We start from the raw sequence: 15,372 nt of genomic DNA, 5'->3' as shown, positions 1-15,372 counted from the left end.
GTCCTCTCCGCACCAGCCTCATCGGCAGGCCGGACGAGCGCACGCCCGCACCGCCCGAGCGGTCAGTCCGCCTGCCGCAGGGACATCACGGCCCAGGGGGCGAGGTCGACGTCGAGCTCGAGGACGCCGGACTCGGGGACGGTGAGGGTGTCCCGCAGGAGCGCGTCGGCGACCGCGGCCAGGTGCCGGGTCTCGTTGCGGGACAAGTTGACCGGACTGCCCATCGCGAACCAGGCCTCGGCGGGGTTCCCGTGGTCCCAGTCGACGGCCTCGACGAGGAACGTCGTCCCCGGTTCGAGCCCGGCGATCGAGTGGCGGATCCTCCTGCTCGGCCCCTGCCCGGCGAGGTGGCGCGTCTCCTCGTAGGAGTTCGCCGAGCCGATCGACCTCGTCCCCATGTCTTCGGGGTAGTTGAAGAACACGGCCGACACCGCCGAGGTGCGGCCGTCGCGGGTCACGACGCCGTGCGGTGTCGAGAGGAGCAGCCGGTCGCCGAGGCGGTTGAGCATGGTGAAGGCGTGGAAGGTCGGCTTGTGGATGCCGTGCTCGTTGACCAGGCCGAAGCCGCCGTGGAAGGGGCCGATGCCGGCGCCGCCCTCCTCGAAGACGTCGGTGAAGGCCCAGTAGGAGATCGACTCGGCGAGCGTCGCGCACTGCAGGAGCGAGCGGGTGATCGAGGCCGCCGCGAACACGGTGTCGTGCATGCGGTCGCGCGAAGACGGGGAGGTCGACCACTCCGTGATGTGGACTTCCGCGTCGGGGAACGCGCTGTCGGCGATGAGCCCGCGCAGGAGGGCGAGGTCGTCGCGGGTGGCGTCGATGTAGCGCGAGAGGGGCACGCCCACGCCGTTCGCGTCGAACGCGTAGTCGGTCGGGTAGGTGTGGGTCGAGATGAAGTCGATCGGGACCTGCCGCTGCTCGCACCAGGTCATGAACTCCTCGATCCACACCGGGCGCCACTCGAGCGCGTCCACGTCGTCCGCGGCGGCGGTCGCGTGCTCCTTGGAGCGGTCCTGGGTCTCGCCCTTGTACCGGTCGTCGGGCACGAAGACGCTGGTGGAGGGCCCGCCGACCAGCAGGCCGGGGTCGATCTCCTTGATCGCCACCGCGGTCGCCTCGTACAGCTCGAAGTACTGCGTCCGCGTCCCGGTCCAGAAGTGGGGCACGAGGTTCGGCTCGTTCCACACCTCGAACCGCCACTGGCGGACCTCGTCGATCCCGTACCGGTCGATCCAGTGCTCCACGGTCCGGGTCACCAGTTCGACCCAGCGGGTCATGTCCTTGGGCGGGCTGCAGTGCGCGCGCCACCAGAACAGCGTCTCGGTCTGGGTCGCGAGCGCGCGGGGCATGAAGCCGAGTTCCACGAAGGGACGGGCGCCGCTCTCGAGGATGAAGTCGAAGACCTTGTCCACGTAGCTGAACGTGTATGCCGGTTCGTCCAGAGGGGAGTCGGGGCCGAAGCCGCCGCCGTAGCTCTCGCGGTAGACGAACATGTCGTCGTGGAAGACGCCGTGGAAGCGGAGGTACTTGAAGCCGAGGGTGTCGACGGCTTCGGCGAACTGCCGCTGCCAGTCCGCGCGGAGGCCCTCGTTGGCCCTTCCGGCGCCGACGCACTCGCTCCAGACGTGCGGCAGGGCGGTCTCGTCGCACGGCCGGCCGTCGATGGAGATGGGGGGTGTGGGGTCGCTTGTCATGGTGCCACTTCGTTCGGAGCGCAGATCACTCATCGAAACTATTTCGAAAAGTATTCGGTCGCCGACGACGCTACCTTTTACGGCGACGCCCGTCAATGCGCATCCGAGCTGGCGGTTCATCGCAGTGTGCGGCATGCCGGCAGGACTGCTAAGATCGAAATGTTTTCGACCATCGAAAGGATTCCCGGTGAGCCGGCAGCCCCGAACCGAGAAGATCACCCTCGCGGACGTCGCCCTGCGGGCCGGAGTCTCGCCGGCGACCGTCTCGAAAGTCCTCAATAGACGCAGCGACGTGTCGGCGAGCACGCGCGAGCATGTCATGGAGGTGGTCGCCGAGCTCGGCTACCAGCCGACGACCCTGCGGCACGACCGGCCGCGGAAACCGGCGCTCGTGGTCGTGCTCGACTTCGTCGCCTCGCCTTACGCGGGCACCGTGCTGCAGGAGATCCTCACCGCCGCCACCGAGGCGTCGACCGATCTGCTCCTGAGGCTGCCGCCGTACCCCTCGGCCGGGGCGAGCGCCCAGGCCGCTCGCGAGTGGATCGCCCAGCAGCAGGCGTCAGGCGCCATCGGCATGATCGAACTCGCGGTCGCCTCGCCCGGCGCGGTGCTCGCCGCCGCGGACGACGCCGGGCTGCCGGTCGTGATGATCGACCCGATCGGCATGGCGGACTCCCGCGTCGTCACCATCGGCGCCACCAACTGGGCCGGCGCGCGCTCCGCGGCCGACCACCTCATCCGCTTCGGCCACCGCAGGATCGCCTGGATCGGCGGCCCGCTGAACTCGGCCCCCTCGGCCGAGCGCTTCCACGGGTACCGGGCCGCCCTCGACGCGGCCGAGCTCGAACCCGAGCAGGTGCTGATCCGCCACGACGCGTTCACGGTCGAGGCGGGATTCAGGCACGGCCGCGAACTCCTGGCACTCGAGGAGCCTCCGACCGCCGTCGTCTCGGGGAACGACGAGATCGCGATCGGCGTCCTCGCCGCGGCGAAGGAACTGGGCGTCGAGGTCCCGGGCCGGCTGTCGGTCACCGGATGCGACGACACCCCGCAGGCCGAGTGGACCGCGCCCGGCCTCACCTCGGTGCACCAGCCGCTCACGGGCATGGGCCGCATGGCCGTGGACACCGTCCTGGCGATGGCGAAGGGCTCCCGGCCCGCGTCCCGCCACCTGCAGCTGGCGACGGGCCTCACGGTCCGCGACTCGACGGGACCGGCCCCGAAGGACTGACCACAGGGGATCGCCGCCCGGGCGGCACTGCCGTGTCCCGGGCGGCGATCCGTGTGGGTATGGCCTATACGGTCCAGCGCTGGTTGGAGCCGCCGGTGCAGGACCAGAGTTGGACCTTGGAACCGTTCGCCGTGGCGGCGGCCGCCACGTCGAGGCAGAGGCCCGAAGCGGCATTGGTGATCGTGCCGTTCGAGTTCACGTTCCAGCGCTGGTTCGCGCCGCCGTGGCAGGACCAGATGATCGCCGCCGTACCGTTCGCAGTGCCGCCGCCGGAGGCGTCCAGGCACTTCTTGGAGCCCCCGGAGTAGACGGAGATCTCGCCGTTCGCGACCGTCCACTGCTGGTTCGCGCCGGTCCAGCAGTCGTAGATCTGCAGCTGGGTGCCGTTCGTCGTCGACTGGTTCGGCACGTCGAGGCATCGGCCCGAGGCCGCGGAGGTGATGTGCTTGCCGCCGCCACCGCCCGGGTTGCCGTTGTTCAGCGCGGCGAGCACGGTGTGGTAGGCCTGCTTCTTCTGGTAGTTGCCGTCGAAGAGCAGCGGGTTGTCGTCGCGCCAGGAGTACTTGTCGGTGATGCCCCAGACGGTGATGCCCTTGCAGCGGGCGACCGCCATGCAGGCGTTGGTGACCGTGCCGTACGTGGCGGCCTGGCCCGAGCCCTGGCCGACGTCGAGCTCGGTGATCTCCACGTCCACGCCGAGGTCGGCGAAGCGCTGGAGGTTGGCCTGGTAGCTGCTCAGGTTCTCGTTGTGGGCGATGTGGGTCTGGAAGCCGACGCAGTCGATCGGGACGCCGCGGGACTTGAAGTCGCGCACCATGTTGTAGATCGCGGTGCTCTTGGCGTTGATGCTGTCGGTGCCGTAGTCGTTGTAGCAGAGCGTGGCGGTCGGGTCGGCCGCGTCCGCGGCGCGGAAGGCCTCCTCGATCCAGCCGTTGCCGAGCTGCCGCTGGAGGTTCGACTGGCGGCGCGAGCCGTCCCACTCGAACGCCTCGTTGACCACGTCCCAGGCGAACACGTCGCCCTCGTAGTGGTTGGCGACGCCGGCGATGTGGTTCAGCATCGCGTTGCGCAGGTTCTGCCCGGTCAGGTTCTGGGCCCATCCGGGCTGCTGCGCGTGCCAGACGAGGGTGTGGCCGCGGACCTTCATGCCGCGGGCCTGCGCCCAGTTGACGAGCTGGTCGCCGCCGGAGAAGTTGAACTGGCCCGGGTTCGGCTCGGTCGCGTCCCACTTCATGGCGTTCTCGGCCACGACCGAGTTGAACTCGGCCCCGAGGGTGTTGGCGTACGCGGACTCGCTCAGGTACTGCGTGGAGACGGCGGCCCCGAAGTAGCGGCCGCTCTCGGCCGCCGAGGCGCCTAGCGTGGTGCCGGCCTGGGCGGTCCCTGGCAACATCACGAGCGCTGTCGTGGCGGCCAGACTCGCGGTCGCGACTGCGGCGATCGTCGACCAGACGCGGCGCCGTCGCCGCGGTGTACTGGTGATCATGGTGTTCCTCTGATGCTCGCGGGGAGGGTCTTCGAAGAGAGCGAAAGTTTCGGTGTGCAGACCGAAACTTACGTCTTCGAACTATAGATATGTTTCGATATCGCGTCAAGTAGGACAGTGCCCCCGTCCGCAGCACCCGCCGCCCGCCGCCGCCCGCCGCGATCCCGGCCTCGCGAATTCACATCGATCTATTTACATGCGGCGAATCGTCTGGCTATCCTGTGTGTACATCTCACGTTTCGGCCGTCGGGCCGAAACTTTCGCAGACCCTGATGTTGTTAGCGATAACCACACAGATGACCTGATCAGAGAGGCAACAATGAGGCATCCGACTCGATGGCGATCGTGGATCGCGCTGCTGGCGACGACGCTGGCCGCGGCCCTCGCCGCAGCGACCTTGAGCGCAGCCCCGGCACAGGCCGCCCCGCTTCCCTCCTCCTTCCAGTGGAGCTCGACCGGCGCCATCGTCGCCCCCCAGCAGACCGCACCCGGACGGACCCTGGTGTCGCTCAAGGACCCGTCCGTGGTCCAGGAGGACGGCAAGTACTACGTCTACGCCACCACCGCCGACACCAACGGCGGCTGGTCCCTGACCTCCTTCGGCGGGTTCACCGACTGGTCCCAGGCCGGGCAGGCGCAGCAGTACCACCTGTCCCAGACCCCGATCGGCGGCGGCTACCGCGCCGCCCCGCAGGTGTTCTACTTCGAGCCCGACAACCAGTGGTACCTGATCTACCAGACCGGCCTGCCGTCCTTCTCCACCCTGTCCCACCCCGGGCAGCCGCAGAGCGCCTCCGCGCCCAAGAACTTCATGAGCAACCACGGCATCGCCGACGCCGGCTCGTCGTACATCCTCGACTACTGGATCGCCTGCGACGAGGTGAACTGCTACCTGTACTTCAACAACGACAAGCAGAAGTTCTACCGCGCCAAGACGACCGTGGCCGAGTTCCCGAACGGCTTCGGCGACGTCGAGCTGTTCATGGAGGCCCCGAACCAGAGCCTCTTCGAGGCCACCAACGTCTACAAGCTCGGCGACTCCGGCCAGTACCTGCTCGTCGTCGAGGGCATCGGCTCCAACGGCGCCCGCTACTTCCGGTCCTGGACCTCCAACCGGCTCGACGCGAACTTCAGCCAGTGGGTCCCGCTGGCCAACACCCAGTCCAACCCGTTCGCCGGCGCCGCCAACGTCTCCTTCCCAGGAGGGGCCTGGACGCAGGACATCAGCCACGGCGAGGCGGTCCGCGTGGACGGCAACCAGACCATGGAGATCGACCCGTGCAACATCGACTACCTCTACCAGGGCAGAAACCCGAACTCCAACGGCATGGAGTACTCGCAGCTGCCTTACCGGCTCGGGCTGCTGAACCACACCAACCCGACCGCCGACTGCGGGAGCGGCAACCCGGGCGGGGGCGACTCGGGCCAGCTCCGGGGCACCGGATCGAACCGGTGCCTGGACGTCCCGAACCAGTCCACCACCAACGGCACCCAAGTGCAGATCTACGACTGCTGGACCGGTGCCAACCAGCAGTGGACCTACGCCAACGGTGAGCTCTCCGTCTACTCCGGCGGCACCAAGAAGTGCCTGGACGCCAACGGCGGCGGCACCACCAACGGCACGACGGCCATAATCTGGTCCTGCCACGGCGGCGCGAACCAGCGCTGGAACATGAACAGCAACGGCACGATCAGCAACGCCGCTTCGGGCCTCTGCCTCGACGTGGCGGCCGCCGCCACGGCCAACGGCTCCAAGGTCCAGCTCTGGACGTGCCACACCGGCACCAACCAACGCTGGACCCTCACCTAGAACCGATGCAGTCCAAGGGCCCCGGGCGTCTGCTCGGGGCCCTTGCCGTGGAGCGGAACCCGCTCCCGGCGGCGAGTCGGGGGTCAGGGACGCGAATACTTGGCTGACCGCGGCATCGCCTGTGCGCGAGCCGGCCGCGCCCGGCCGGAGGACGATCCCTCCCGGTCCCCCGTTCGCACCCGAAAGCCGAAGACCATCACCGCTTCTGGAGGAAGCCATGTCCCACAAGCACTCGCAGGTGAAGGCCCCGCTCAACGACCGGGTCCTGTTCGTCGGCATCCGCGCCGAGTCGTTCAGCGCTGAAGAGCTGGCGCCGTTGGACTTGACGGTGGAGGAGCTGGCCGCGCAGATCGAGCGCGGCTGGGCGGCGGTCGAGGCCCATGGCGTGGTCGGCGAGTTCTTCGGCATCAGCAAGGACCCCGACGAGGCCGAGGCCCAGCTGCGCAAGCGGTTCGCGGAGGACGTCTTCGGCATCGCGCTCATCGGCGGCGGCGTGCGCCTCCTCCCGGACAACACCGTCCTGCTCGAGCGGATCGTGAACGTGCTCATCGATGTGCAGCCGGACATCCGGCTGAGCTTCAACACCAGCCCGCAGAACGCCCTCGACGCGATCCGCCGCTGGACCGACCGCTAGCCCGGGCCGGACGACCCGCCGACGACGGTCGGGCAGGCGCACCTGCGGCCGGCGTCGGTCACGCCGTGGCGTCGCAGGCGCCGACGGATCCTTTACCGGAGCCTCTTGCGCAGCAGGGATACTGGCGGACGGTCGTGAACGCAGAGGAAAGGGGCCAGCGCATGGAAACCATCGCCGTCACCGGTGCCACAGGACAACTGGGATCGCGGGTCGCGCGGATGCTCGCCGAACGCGGGGTGCGGCAGCGACTGGTCGTGCGCGATCCCTCGCGCGCGCCCGAACTGGACGGCGCGGAGGTCAAGGTCGCATCCTTTGAGGACGAACCTGCGCTGCGCGCCGCACTCAGCGGCGTCCAGACCCTGTTCATGGTCTCCGCGCATGAGAGCCGGGACCGGATGCCCGAGCACCGCAGCGCGGTGCGCGCCGCCGTGGCGGCCGGGGTCGAGCGGGTCGTCTACACCTCGTTCATGGGCGCGTCCCCGCAGGCGACGTTCACGTTCGCGCGCGAGCATTCGCTGACCGAGCGGCTCATCGCCGAGTCCGGGCTGCGGCTCACCGCCCTGCGGAACTCGCTGTACGCCGACATGCTGCCGCTGTTCGTCCAGGACGGCGTGATCCGCGGTCCGGCGGGGCAGGGCAGGGTCGCCTGGGTGGCCCGCCATGACGTGGCCCGGCTCGCGGTGGAGGCGCTGCTGGATCCCGCCCACGCCGACCGCGTGTACGACGTCTCCGGGCCGGAGCCGCTCGATCTGCACGAGTCCGCGCGGATCCTCAGCGCGGTGACCGGCCGCGAGATCGCCTACGTCCCCGAGACCGACGAGGAGGCCCGCGCCTCCCGGGCCGGGGCCGAGGACTGGCAGATCGCCGGGTGGGCGGGGTCGTACCAGGCCCTCGCGACCGGCGAGACCTCGGTGACCAGTCACAGCATCGAGCACGTCACCGGTCGGCGCCCCTGGGGGCTCGAGGAGTTCCTGCGCAGCGAGCCGGAATCGTGGCGCCACCTGGCCGCCTGAGCCGCGCGACCGTGGTCGCGGCCGGGCCGTCGCTCGACGGCCCGGCCGCGCCCGGGTCACTTCACGTAGGCGAGAGTGCCGAATCCGAGCGAGTCGAAGCCGCCGGAACCGGTGCCGTAGTCGCCCCCGCCGCCTTCGGGCCGGATCTTGCGGATCATCTCCAGCACGTTGGGCATGGCGCGGCCCTTCCGGCCGTTGTAGTGGGAGTACAGGAGTTCCCACGCCGGCCTCACGTGGCCTCGCGGCCAGGAGCTGATCACGGTGTGCTCGTTGTAGGTGCAGTTGTGGCCGTTGTACCAGACGTACTTGGTGAAGGGCACGTCGTGGCCGTTGTTGTACCGGGCGACGTACTCGGCGGCCTTGGCGAAGACGCTGTCGCGGGCGGAGTAGAGGTCGATGCCCTGGTTCCAGGCCATCTCCATGAACTCGGCCATCAGTCCGATGCCCATGACCGTGTGGGCCTGGTCGCGGCCGGACTCCTGCCACTGGGCGAGGTCGCCGTGGACGTGCGGGACCACGTGCTGGATCGAACCGTTCCCCTTGCCGTTCCAGAAGTACTCGATCGCTTGGTCGACCTTGGCCTTGTCGTCGTTGAAGATGCCGATGGCCAGGATCGCGGCCATGTTGCACAGGTCCCAGTTCGCCCAGTAGTGGCTGTCGCAGGTGCCGTGGCGGCGGACGAGGAAGTCATTGTTCATCGGGTAGAACACGTTGGCGAGCATGTTCTTGAACCGGCCCCGGTCGAAGCCGGGGGCGTCGCGAACGAGCTCGGCGGCGTTGGCGGCCTGGTAGCCGTAGATGCCGGCCGCCAGGGAGGCATCGGTCCAGCCGCCGATCTCCTTGAGCGTTCCCGACCAGGCGTTGAGGATCCGCACCGCGCAGTCGCGGTGGGCGGTGTCGCCGGTGATCCTCCAGCGCAGCCCGTTCTGGTAGGCCGCGTGCATGTCGTTCATGAGCAGCGGGTAGTTCTCGCGGTCGGTGCCGTTGTCGCCGCGGATGATCCGCTCGACCGCCCGGGGCTGCCAGGTCGGGAAGGAGTGGGAGTTGGCGATCAGCTTGTTCCAGCCGGCGATCAGCGGCTGCCGGTTGCCCCGGACGGCGAGGCGCATCCGTTCGAGGTCGTCGTTCTGGTGCAGCAGACCGGGGTGCGAGTAGGTCTGGGCCTGGGCGATGCCGAGGCCGCCGGCTCCGGCGGCGACGAGGCCGCCCGCGACGATCGCCCCGCGGAGGAGGTGCCGCCGCCCGAGGCTCGGGGTGCGGCGGGGTTCGGTCGAGTGTTCGTTGGGCATGGTGCTCCCTTGCGCCATGCGGTGATCGACGCCGGGGAGCGCCACCGCTGTCCGTGGGCGGTCGCCGCGAGGACGCGCCGCCGTAGAGAACGGTATCTCATGACACTCACACATTTCAATATGTGACCCTGAATTATTCGGGCATTAGCCGCGGAGTCTCGGCGATGGGACCTCGTAGCGGCATGCCGCCTGGCAGATATCGGTTTCTGTTCGTGTCCCGATCATCGCAGGGCCTCAAGCGCTTCGGCGCATCAGCAGATGGCCGCGGCGGTACCGTTCTCCGGCCCGCGGCTCCCGCAGCATCCGGCCGATCTCGACGAACCCGGCCTCGGCGGCGAGCCCAGCGAGCTCGTCGATCGGCCACCGGTAGGCCGGCACCACGCTGGTGTCGTACCTCGTGAGCGGATCGCCCTCCGACTCGAAGAACGCGACCAGCAGGCACCCTTCCGGCGCCAGCACTCGGCGGAACTCGGCGAAGTACGACGCCACGTCCTGCGCCGGGGCGTGGATCACCGAGTACCAGGACACGATGCCGCGCAGCGCGCCTTCGGCCAGGTCCAGCGCGTCCATGGAACCCACCTCGAACCGCAGGTCGGGGTGGGCCTTCCGGGCGAGGTCGATCATCACCGGCGACAGGTCGACGCCGAATGCCTCCAGTCCCAGATCGCGCAGGTGGGCGGTCACCCGCCCTGGGCCGCAACCCAACTCGGCCACGAGCCCCGGGCCGCCCGTCTGGACGTACTCGGCGAACGCGGCCAGCACGGCCCGGTCGAGGGGCAGCCCGGCGAACTCGTCCCGCACGATCTCGGCGTACGCGACGGCGACCCGGTCATAGGCTTCCGTTGTGGCACTGAGGTGTTCAGACGATCCAGCCATGGTCGAGCATCCTACGCTCCCCCGCAGGCCTCGCGTCCGGAACGGGAACGGCGCACTCCCCCGGCGGGGCCTTTGCTCCGGCGCCTGGGACGGCAAAGGGCGTCCGAGCTTCGCGAGCCGCCCTCGGAAAGGGCTTTCAGAGCGGCGTTAGGATGAAGGACCCCCGAACCGCCTGGAGGAACCATGGAGTACACCCAGCTGGGCCGCGCCGGCGTCAAGGTCTCGAGGATCGTCCTCGGCACCATGAACTTCGGTCCCGCCACCGACGAGGACGAGGCGCACCGGATCATGGACCGGGCGCTCGAGCTCGGCGTCAACTTCTTCGACACCGCCAACGTCTACGGGCACAAGCCGAACCAGGGCTGGACCGAGGAGATCATCGGCCGCTGGCTCGCCTCCCGGCCCGAAGCCCGCGACCGGATCGTGCTGGCCACCAAGGTCTACGGGGAGATGCAGCAGGACGACCCGAACGCCCGCGGGCTCTCGGCGTACCACATCCGCGCCCAGATCGAGGCGTCGCTGCGGCGCCTCCAGACCGACCGGATCGACCTGTACCAGTTCCACCACGTCGACCGGACGGTCCAGTGGGAGGAGATCTGGCAGGCCGTGGACGTCCTCGTGGCCCAGGGCAAGGTCGTCTACACCGGCTCCTCGAACTTCGCGGGCTGGACGATCGCGCGCGCCAACGAGCAGGCGGCGAAGCGCGGCGGGCTCGGCCTGGTCTCGGAGCAGTCGATCTACAGCCTCGTCAACCGCCACATCGAACTCGAGGTGATCCCGGCGGCCCAGCACTACGGGCTCGGGGTCATCCCGTGGTCGCCGCTCGCGGGCGGACTCCTCGGCGGGGTCCTCGGCAAAGCCGCCGAATCCGGCCGCCGGGCGAGCCCGCACATGGCCGACGCGATCGAGAAGCACCGTGCGGAGCTCGAGCAGTACGAGGCCCTCGCCGCGTCGAAGGGCATCGCCCCGGCGATCCTCGGCCTGGCCTGGATCCTGCACCAGCCGGGCGTGACCGGCCCGATCATCGGCCCACGCACGCTCTCGCAACTCGAGGACGCCGTCGCGGCCCTCGAAGTCGAACTGAGCGACACCGAGCTCAAGACCCTGGACGAGCTCTTCCCCGGCCCCGGAGGCGCGGCGCCCGAGGCCTACGCCTGGTAGGGACACCCGCGAGCGGGGCGTCCGGCACGCCCGCTCGCCGGTGCACCCCTAGTCGAAGAGGTCGTGCTCGGCGGCGATGGCCAGCGCCTCGACCAGTTGCACCGGGCGCTCGAGCAGCGCCTCCAGGGTCGTCGCGACCTCGCCGAGCGCCTCGCGGTCGGTGCCGTAGGCGCAGAACATGCCCGCCTCGCAGTCGAACGAGAAGCGCTCCAGGAGCGAAGTGCGCTCGAGCAGCGCGGCGTGCACGGCCGACTGCCAGTCGTAGCCGGAGCCCTCGAGCCCGTGGGCGGCGAACACCTCCCGCAGGTGGGCGTCGGCGGGGCCGTTGGGGCTGTAGATCACCGAGTCGCTGGTCTCGCCGTCCACGAACGTGACGTTGGGGAAGCGTGAGAATTCGAGTGGTTCGGACATGCCAGTGAGGGTAGCGGTCACCACCGACAACGCCCGTCGCCACTTCGCGCCGGCATCGAGGCGGTGCGTGAACGCGTTGGGGCAGTAGGGTGAGCGCCATGGGTTCATGGGGAGTCAAGGCGCTTGAGAGCGACGAGGGCCTCGAAGTGCTCGCGATGGTGGAGGCGGCGATTCGCGGCCGGGACCGGGTCACGGCCGATGAGCTGGTGGGCGCCGCCCGCGATGAAGGCCTGCTCGGTGACGACCCTGCGGGCGACGAGTACCTCTACGACATGACCGCGCTGGCGCTCGCCGAGATCCTCACCGGGGACACCGCGCAGCTCGCGGACCCGGGCTTCGGGGGGACCGCCTTCGTCGCGACTCCCGAGGGCACCGCCGCGCTGATCGCCTGGGTGTCGCAGTTGCGGGACGGTGATCCGGACCGCGAGTTCCGGGAGCTGCGGATGGACGATCCGCGGCAGGTCGCGCACGTCGCCGCGGTGCTCGGCATGCTGGGCCGGATGCGGGACGCCCGATAGCCCGCGCCGCGCTCCGCGGGATCCGACATTGGCCGCGCAACCTGCACGAACGTCCGCCGACGGGGTCGTGCATTGTGCCTGAATGCGGGACCGGGTCCGTGTACGTGAAGTAGCGTCGATATTGCCAGGCCGGGGCCGAGACCTGATCAGGTCGCATCGTCGAGGAGCGCACGCGTTCCCGCCCTCCCTGAGCCGAGGCGTACGCGGCGCGATCGGACCGCCGCTCGTCATCCGAACTCCCGATGGAGGCACGCGATCATGGGCAGCATCAGTGGAACGAATCTCGACAGGCTGCGAGGAGACTTGCGCGGACCCGTTGTCGCCCCGGGGGATCCGGGCTACGACGAGGCCCGCAGCATCTACAACGCCATGATCGACCGACGCCCGGCGGCCTTCGCGAAGTGCGCGGACGTCGCCGACGTGCGCGCCACGATCGCCTTCGCGCAGGACGTGGGGGTCGAACTCGCCGTTCGCGGGGGCGGTCACAGCGGACCGGGCCTGTGCCTGGTGGACGACGGCCTCACGCTGGACCTCTCGCCGATGAACTGGGTGCGCGTGGACCCCGGTGCGGGCATCGCGCAAGTGGGGGGCGGCGCTGAGTTGGGCGCGCTCGACCATGCCGCCCACACCTTCGGCCTCGGCATCCCCTCCGGGATCATGTCCACGACCGGGGTCGGCGGCCTCACGCTGGGCGGCGGGCACGGCCACCTGACCCGCAAGTACGGCCTGACCATCGACAGCCTGATATCCGCGGACGTCGTCCTCGCCGACGGCACCTTCGCGACCGCGTCGGAGACGGAGCACCCCGACCTGTTCTGGGCGTTGCGGGGCGGCGGCGGGAACTTCGGCGTCGTCACGTCGTTCACCTTCCGGCTGAGCAAGGTCCGCGATGTCGGCGTCGGATTGACCGTCTGGCCGATGGACCGCATCCAGGAGGTGCTCCGGTGGTACCGGGAGTTCCTCCCCGCCGCACCGGAGGACCTCAACGGGTTCTTCGCCCTCCTGTCGGTGCCGCCCGGGCCGCCGTTCCCCGAGCCGATCCACGGGCAGAAGATGTGCGCGGTGGTCTGGTGCTACACCGGGGACCTGGAGGAAGGGCGCCTGGAGGAGGTCCTCGCCGTGGCGAACGACCCGGCGCCCCCGGCCTTCCACTTCACCGCGCCGATGCCGTACCCCGCCCTGCAGGGCATGTTCGACGAGCAGATCCCGAAGGGACTGCAGTGGTACTGGCGCGGCGCCTTCTTCGACGCGATCTCGGATGCGGCGATCGACGTGCACGAGCGGTACGGCAACGCCCTGCCCACCGAGTCGGCGACCATGCACCTCTACCCCGTGGACGGGGCGGCCCACCGGGTGGGTGCGGACGAGACCGCTTGGGCGTACCGGGACGCCGTGTGGTCCGCGGTGATCGCCGGGATCGACCCCGATCCCGCCAACGCCGACCTGATCCGCCAGTGGTGCGTCGACTACTCGACGGACCTGCATCCGCACTCCATGGGCGGTTCCTACGTCAACTTCCTCGGCGCCAAAGAGGGGCCCGAGCGCGTCCGATCGACGTACCGCGGCAACTACGACCGGCTCGCCTCGGTCAAGCGCGACTACGATCCCGAGAACTTCTTCCGCGCCAACCAGAACATCCCGCCGGCGGCCGGCTGAGGACGCGGGCCGCCCCGGTCGGCTCGGCCGATCGTTCATCGCGGAAATCGACCACGAGTTGGGGAATTTCGACCATCGCAATGCCTGATTTGTCCCGGGACTTAGTTTGGTGCCGCCGCGAGTACTACACCGAGGCGTACAAGGCCGTCAGCGGCGAGTAGAGCCCCGGCCGGGCGGACCCGTTCAGGATTGGGACCTCGGCACCGGGCCGACCGGCCGGACCGCCCCGCGGGTCGCGGCGTGGAATTGGGCGAGCATGAGCGCCGCGCATGCGGCGAGTCCGCAGCCGAGCCCGATCCACAGCCCGACCAGGCCCCAGTCGAAGCCGAACGCGAAGAGCGCGGCGGCTGGGAGGCCGATGGCCCAGTAGCCGATGAGGGTGGCGCGGAAGCCGGCTCCGGCCCGGTCGACGCCCCTGAGGAGGCCGACGGCGATGTTCTGCGCGGCGTCGGCGAACTGGGTGACGGCGGCGGCGATGAGGACGGTGGCGGCGAGCGCGATCGTCGCGTCCGTGGCGTCGGCGGCCAGCGCCCGCGCCAACGGGTCGCCGAAGGCGAGATAGGCGACCGCGACGAGGGCGAGCAGTCCGGCCTGCTGGGTCAAAGCCGTTGCCGCCCAGCGTCGGGCGCTGCGCGGGGCGGCGGCGGCAGTGTCGCGGCTGACGAGGACCGAGGCGGCGTGGGAGGTGCCGACGGCGGTCTGGAACACGATGTACGTGATCTGGTTGACCACGTTGTACGCCGCGAGCGCGGTCGCGCCCAGGCCGCCGGCCAGGAGCGCGAGCACCGAGAACAGGCCCGCTTCCGAACCGTACGTGAGCGCGGTCGGCACTCCCAGGCGCAGGATGCGGCGGGCGACCGAGTCGGTGTCGAGTCCCTGGGGCCCTGACCGGAGCGCGGTGCGGACGATCGGATCGCGGCGCATCAAGGCGAACAGCGCCAGGGCTTGGGCGAGGTGCACGGCGGAGGTGGCGGCGCCGATGCCCGCGAGGCCGAGCGCGGGGAGCGGGCCGATCCCGTTGAGCAGTGCGAAGTTCAGAGCGATGTTGAGCGCGACCGAGCCGAGGGTGACCCACAGCAGTCGCAGGGGGCGCTGCAGTCCCACCGTGGTCTGGCGCAGCACCTGGAACCACAGGCACGGGATCAGCCCGGGGGCCAGGGCGAACAGCATGTGCCGGGCGGCGTGGGCGACTTCATGGCTCTGGCCCAGGGGCTCGAGCAGGAACCCGATGCCGACCAGCACCGCGGCTCCGACCGCGCCGGTGAGGGTGGCGATGACCATGGCGCTCAAGACGATCCGCCGGATCGTTCCGTCCGCGCGGCGGGCGGTGGAGGCCGCGATGAGGTTCGCGGTGCCGGTGAGCAGCCCGACGCCCATGGTACGGACCTGGTTGAACAGCACGATCGCCAGGCCCCCGCCCGCGAGGGCGGTGGTCCCCAGGAAGCCCATCATCACCACATCGGTGGTGGACAGCGCGACCTGCGCCAGCTGCGTCGCCGCCAAGGGCGCGGCGAGCGCGGCGAGCGCGCGGTGGTCTCCTCGGGTGGGTCGTGGCACGCTCGAAGGTTACGAGTCGCAGGTCTGTCACACCTC

13 protein-coding genes are annotated in these 15,372 nt (G+C 69.8%); 7 read left to right on the top strand and 6 right to left on the bottom strand.

Annotated elements, in window-relative coordinates:
- Positions 1-62 precede the first annotated feature (62 nt).
- On the bottom strand, positions 63-1,694 hold the full coding sequence (locus QWI33_RS21225; protein WP_289958377.1) for a GH39 family glycosyl hydrolase: 1,632 nt from the start codon (positions 1,692-1,694) through the stop codon (positions 63-65).
- Between the two features lie 187 nt (positions 1,695-1,881).
- Between QWI33_RS21225 and QWI33_RS21220 the strand changes: the two genes are divergently transcribed.
- Complete coding sequence (locus tag QWI33_RS21220; RefSeq protein WP_289958376.1) at positions 1,882-2,925, top strand: LacI family DNA-binding transcriptional regulator; 1,044 nt, start codon at positions 1,882-1,884, stop codon at positions 2,923-2,925.
- Between the two features lie 64 nt (positions 2,926-2,989).
- Here QWI33_RS21220 and QWI33_RS21215 read toward each other — a convergent pair whose 3' ends face one another.
- On the bottom strand, positions 2,990-4,411 hold the full coding sequence (locus QWI33_RS21215) for an endo-1,4-beta-xylanase (protein ID WP_289958375.1): 1,422 nt from the start codon (positions 4,409-4,411) through the stop codon (positions 2,990-2,992).
- Positions 4,412-4,730: 319 nt separating this feature from the next.
- Here QWI33_RS21215 and QWI33_RS21210 point away from each other — a divergent pair, with 319 nt between their 5' ends.
- The 3 genes from QWI33_RS21210 to QWI33_RS21200 all read left to right on the top strand — a co-directional run bounded on the left by QWI33_RS21210 (position 4,731) and on the right by QWI33_RS21200 (position 7,868).
- Complete coding sequence (locus tag QWI33_RS21210) at positions 4,731-6,221, top strand: non-reducing end alpha-L-arabinofuranosidase family hydrolase (protein WP_289958374.1); 1,491 nt, start codon at positions 4,731-4,733, stop codon at positions 6,219-6,221.
- Positions 6,222-6,438: 217 nt separating this feature from the next.
- Positions 6,439-6,855: a hypothetical protein gene (locus tag QWI33_RS21205; protein ID WP_289958373.1), complete on the top strand. Its 417-nt coding sequence runs from the start codon at positions 6,439-6,441 to the stop codon at positions 6,853-6,855.
- Between the two features lie 161 nt (positions 6,856-7,016).
- Positions 7,017-7,868 carry an SDR family oxidoreductase gene (locus tag QWI33_RS21200; protein WP_289958372.1) on the top strand — a complete coding sequence of 284 codons (852 nt, stop codon included), beginning with the start codon at positions 7,017-7,019 and terminating at the stop codon, positions 7,866-7,868.
- A 56-nt stretch (positions 7,869-7,924) separates the two neighbouring features.
- Here the strand turns inward: QWI33_RS21200 and QWI33_RS21195 are convergent, their stop codons facing one another.
- Entirely contained in the window at positions 7,925-9,157 is a 1,233-nt protein-coding gene (locus tag QWI33_RS21195; RefSeq protein WP_289958371.1) for an alginate lyase family protein, read from the bottom strand.
- Positions 9,158-9,391: 234 nt separating this feature from the next.
- Positions 9,392-10,033: a class I SAM-dependent DNA methyltransferase gene (locus QWI33_RS21190; RefSeq protein WP_289958370.1), complete on the bottom strand. Its 642-nt coding sequence runs from the start codon at positions 10,031-10,033 to the stop codon at positions 9,392-9,394.
- Between the two features lie 183 nt (positions 10,034-10,216).
- Here QWI33_RS21190 and QWI33_RS21185 point away from each other — a divergent pair, with 183 nt between their 5' ends.
- Positions 10,217-11,194, top strand: coding sequence for an aldo/keto reductase (locus tag QWI33_RS21185; RefSeq protein WP_289958369.1), 978 nt, complete (start codon positions 10,217-10,219; stop codon positions 11,192-11,194).
- A gap of 48 nt (positions 11,195-11,242) precedes the next feature.
- Here the strand turns inward: QWI33_RS21185 and QWI33_RS21180 are convergent, their stop codons facing one another.
- Positions 11,243-11,605, bottom strand: a complete 363-nt coding sequence (locus QWI33_RS21180; protein ID WP_289958368.1) for an Imm51 family immunity protein — start codon at positions 11,603-11,605, stop codon at positions 11,243-11,245.
- A 98-nt stretch (positions 11,606-11,703) separates the two neighbouring features.
- Between QWI33_RS21180 and QWI33_RS21175 the strand changes: the two genes are divergently transcribed.
- Both QWI33_RS21175 and QWI33_RS21170 read left to right on the top strand, forming a co-directional pair.
- Complete coding sequence (locus tag QWI33_RS21175) at positions 11,704-12,123, top strand: hypothetical protein (RefSeq protein WP_289958367.1); 420 nt, start codon at positions 11,704-11,706, stop codon at positions 12,121-12,123.
- Positions 12,124-12,381: 258 nt separating this feature from the next.
- The gene (locus tag QWI33_RS21170; protein ID WP_353895501.1) at positions 12,382-13,779 is read left to right on the top strand and encodes an FAD-binding oxidoreductase; all 1,398 of its coding nucleotides are present in this window, start codon (positions 12,382-12,384) and stop codon (positions 13,777-13,779) included.
- A gap of 183 nt (positions 13,780-13,962) precedes the next feature.
- Here the strand turns inward: QWI33_RS21170 and QWI33_RS21165 are convergent, their stop codons facing one another.
- Positions 13,963-15,336: an MATE family efflux transporter gene (locus QWI33_RS21165; RefSeq protein WP_289958365.1), complete on the bottom strand. Its 1,374-nt coding sequence runs from the start codon at positions 15,334-15,336 to the stop codon at positions 13,963-13,965.
- Positions 15,337-15,372: the final 36 nt, after the last annotated feature.

The sequence above is a fragment of the Glycomyces tritici genome (assembly GCF_030403505.1).
The sequence above is the reverse complement of the archived record's forward strand: the minus strand, read 5'-3'. Positions and strand labels throughout refer to the sequence as shown.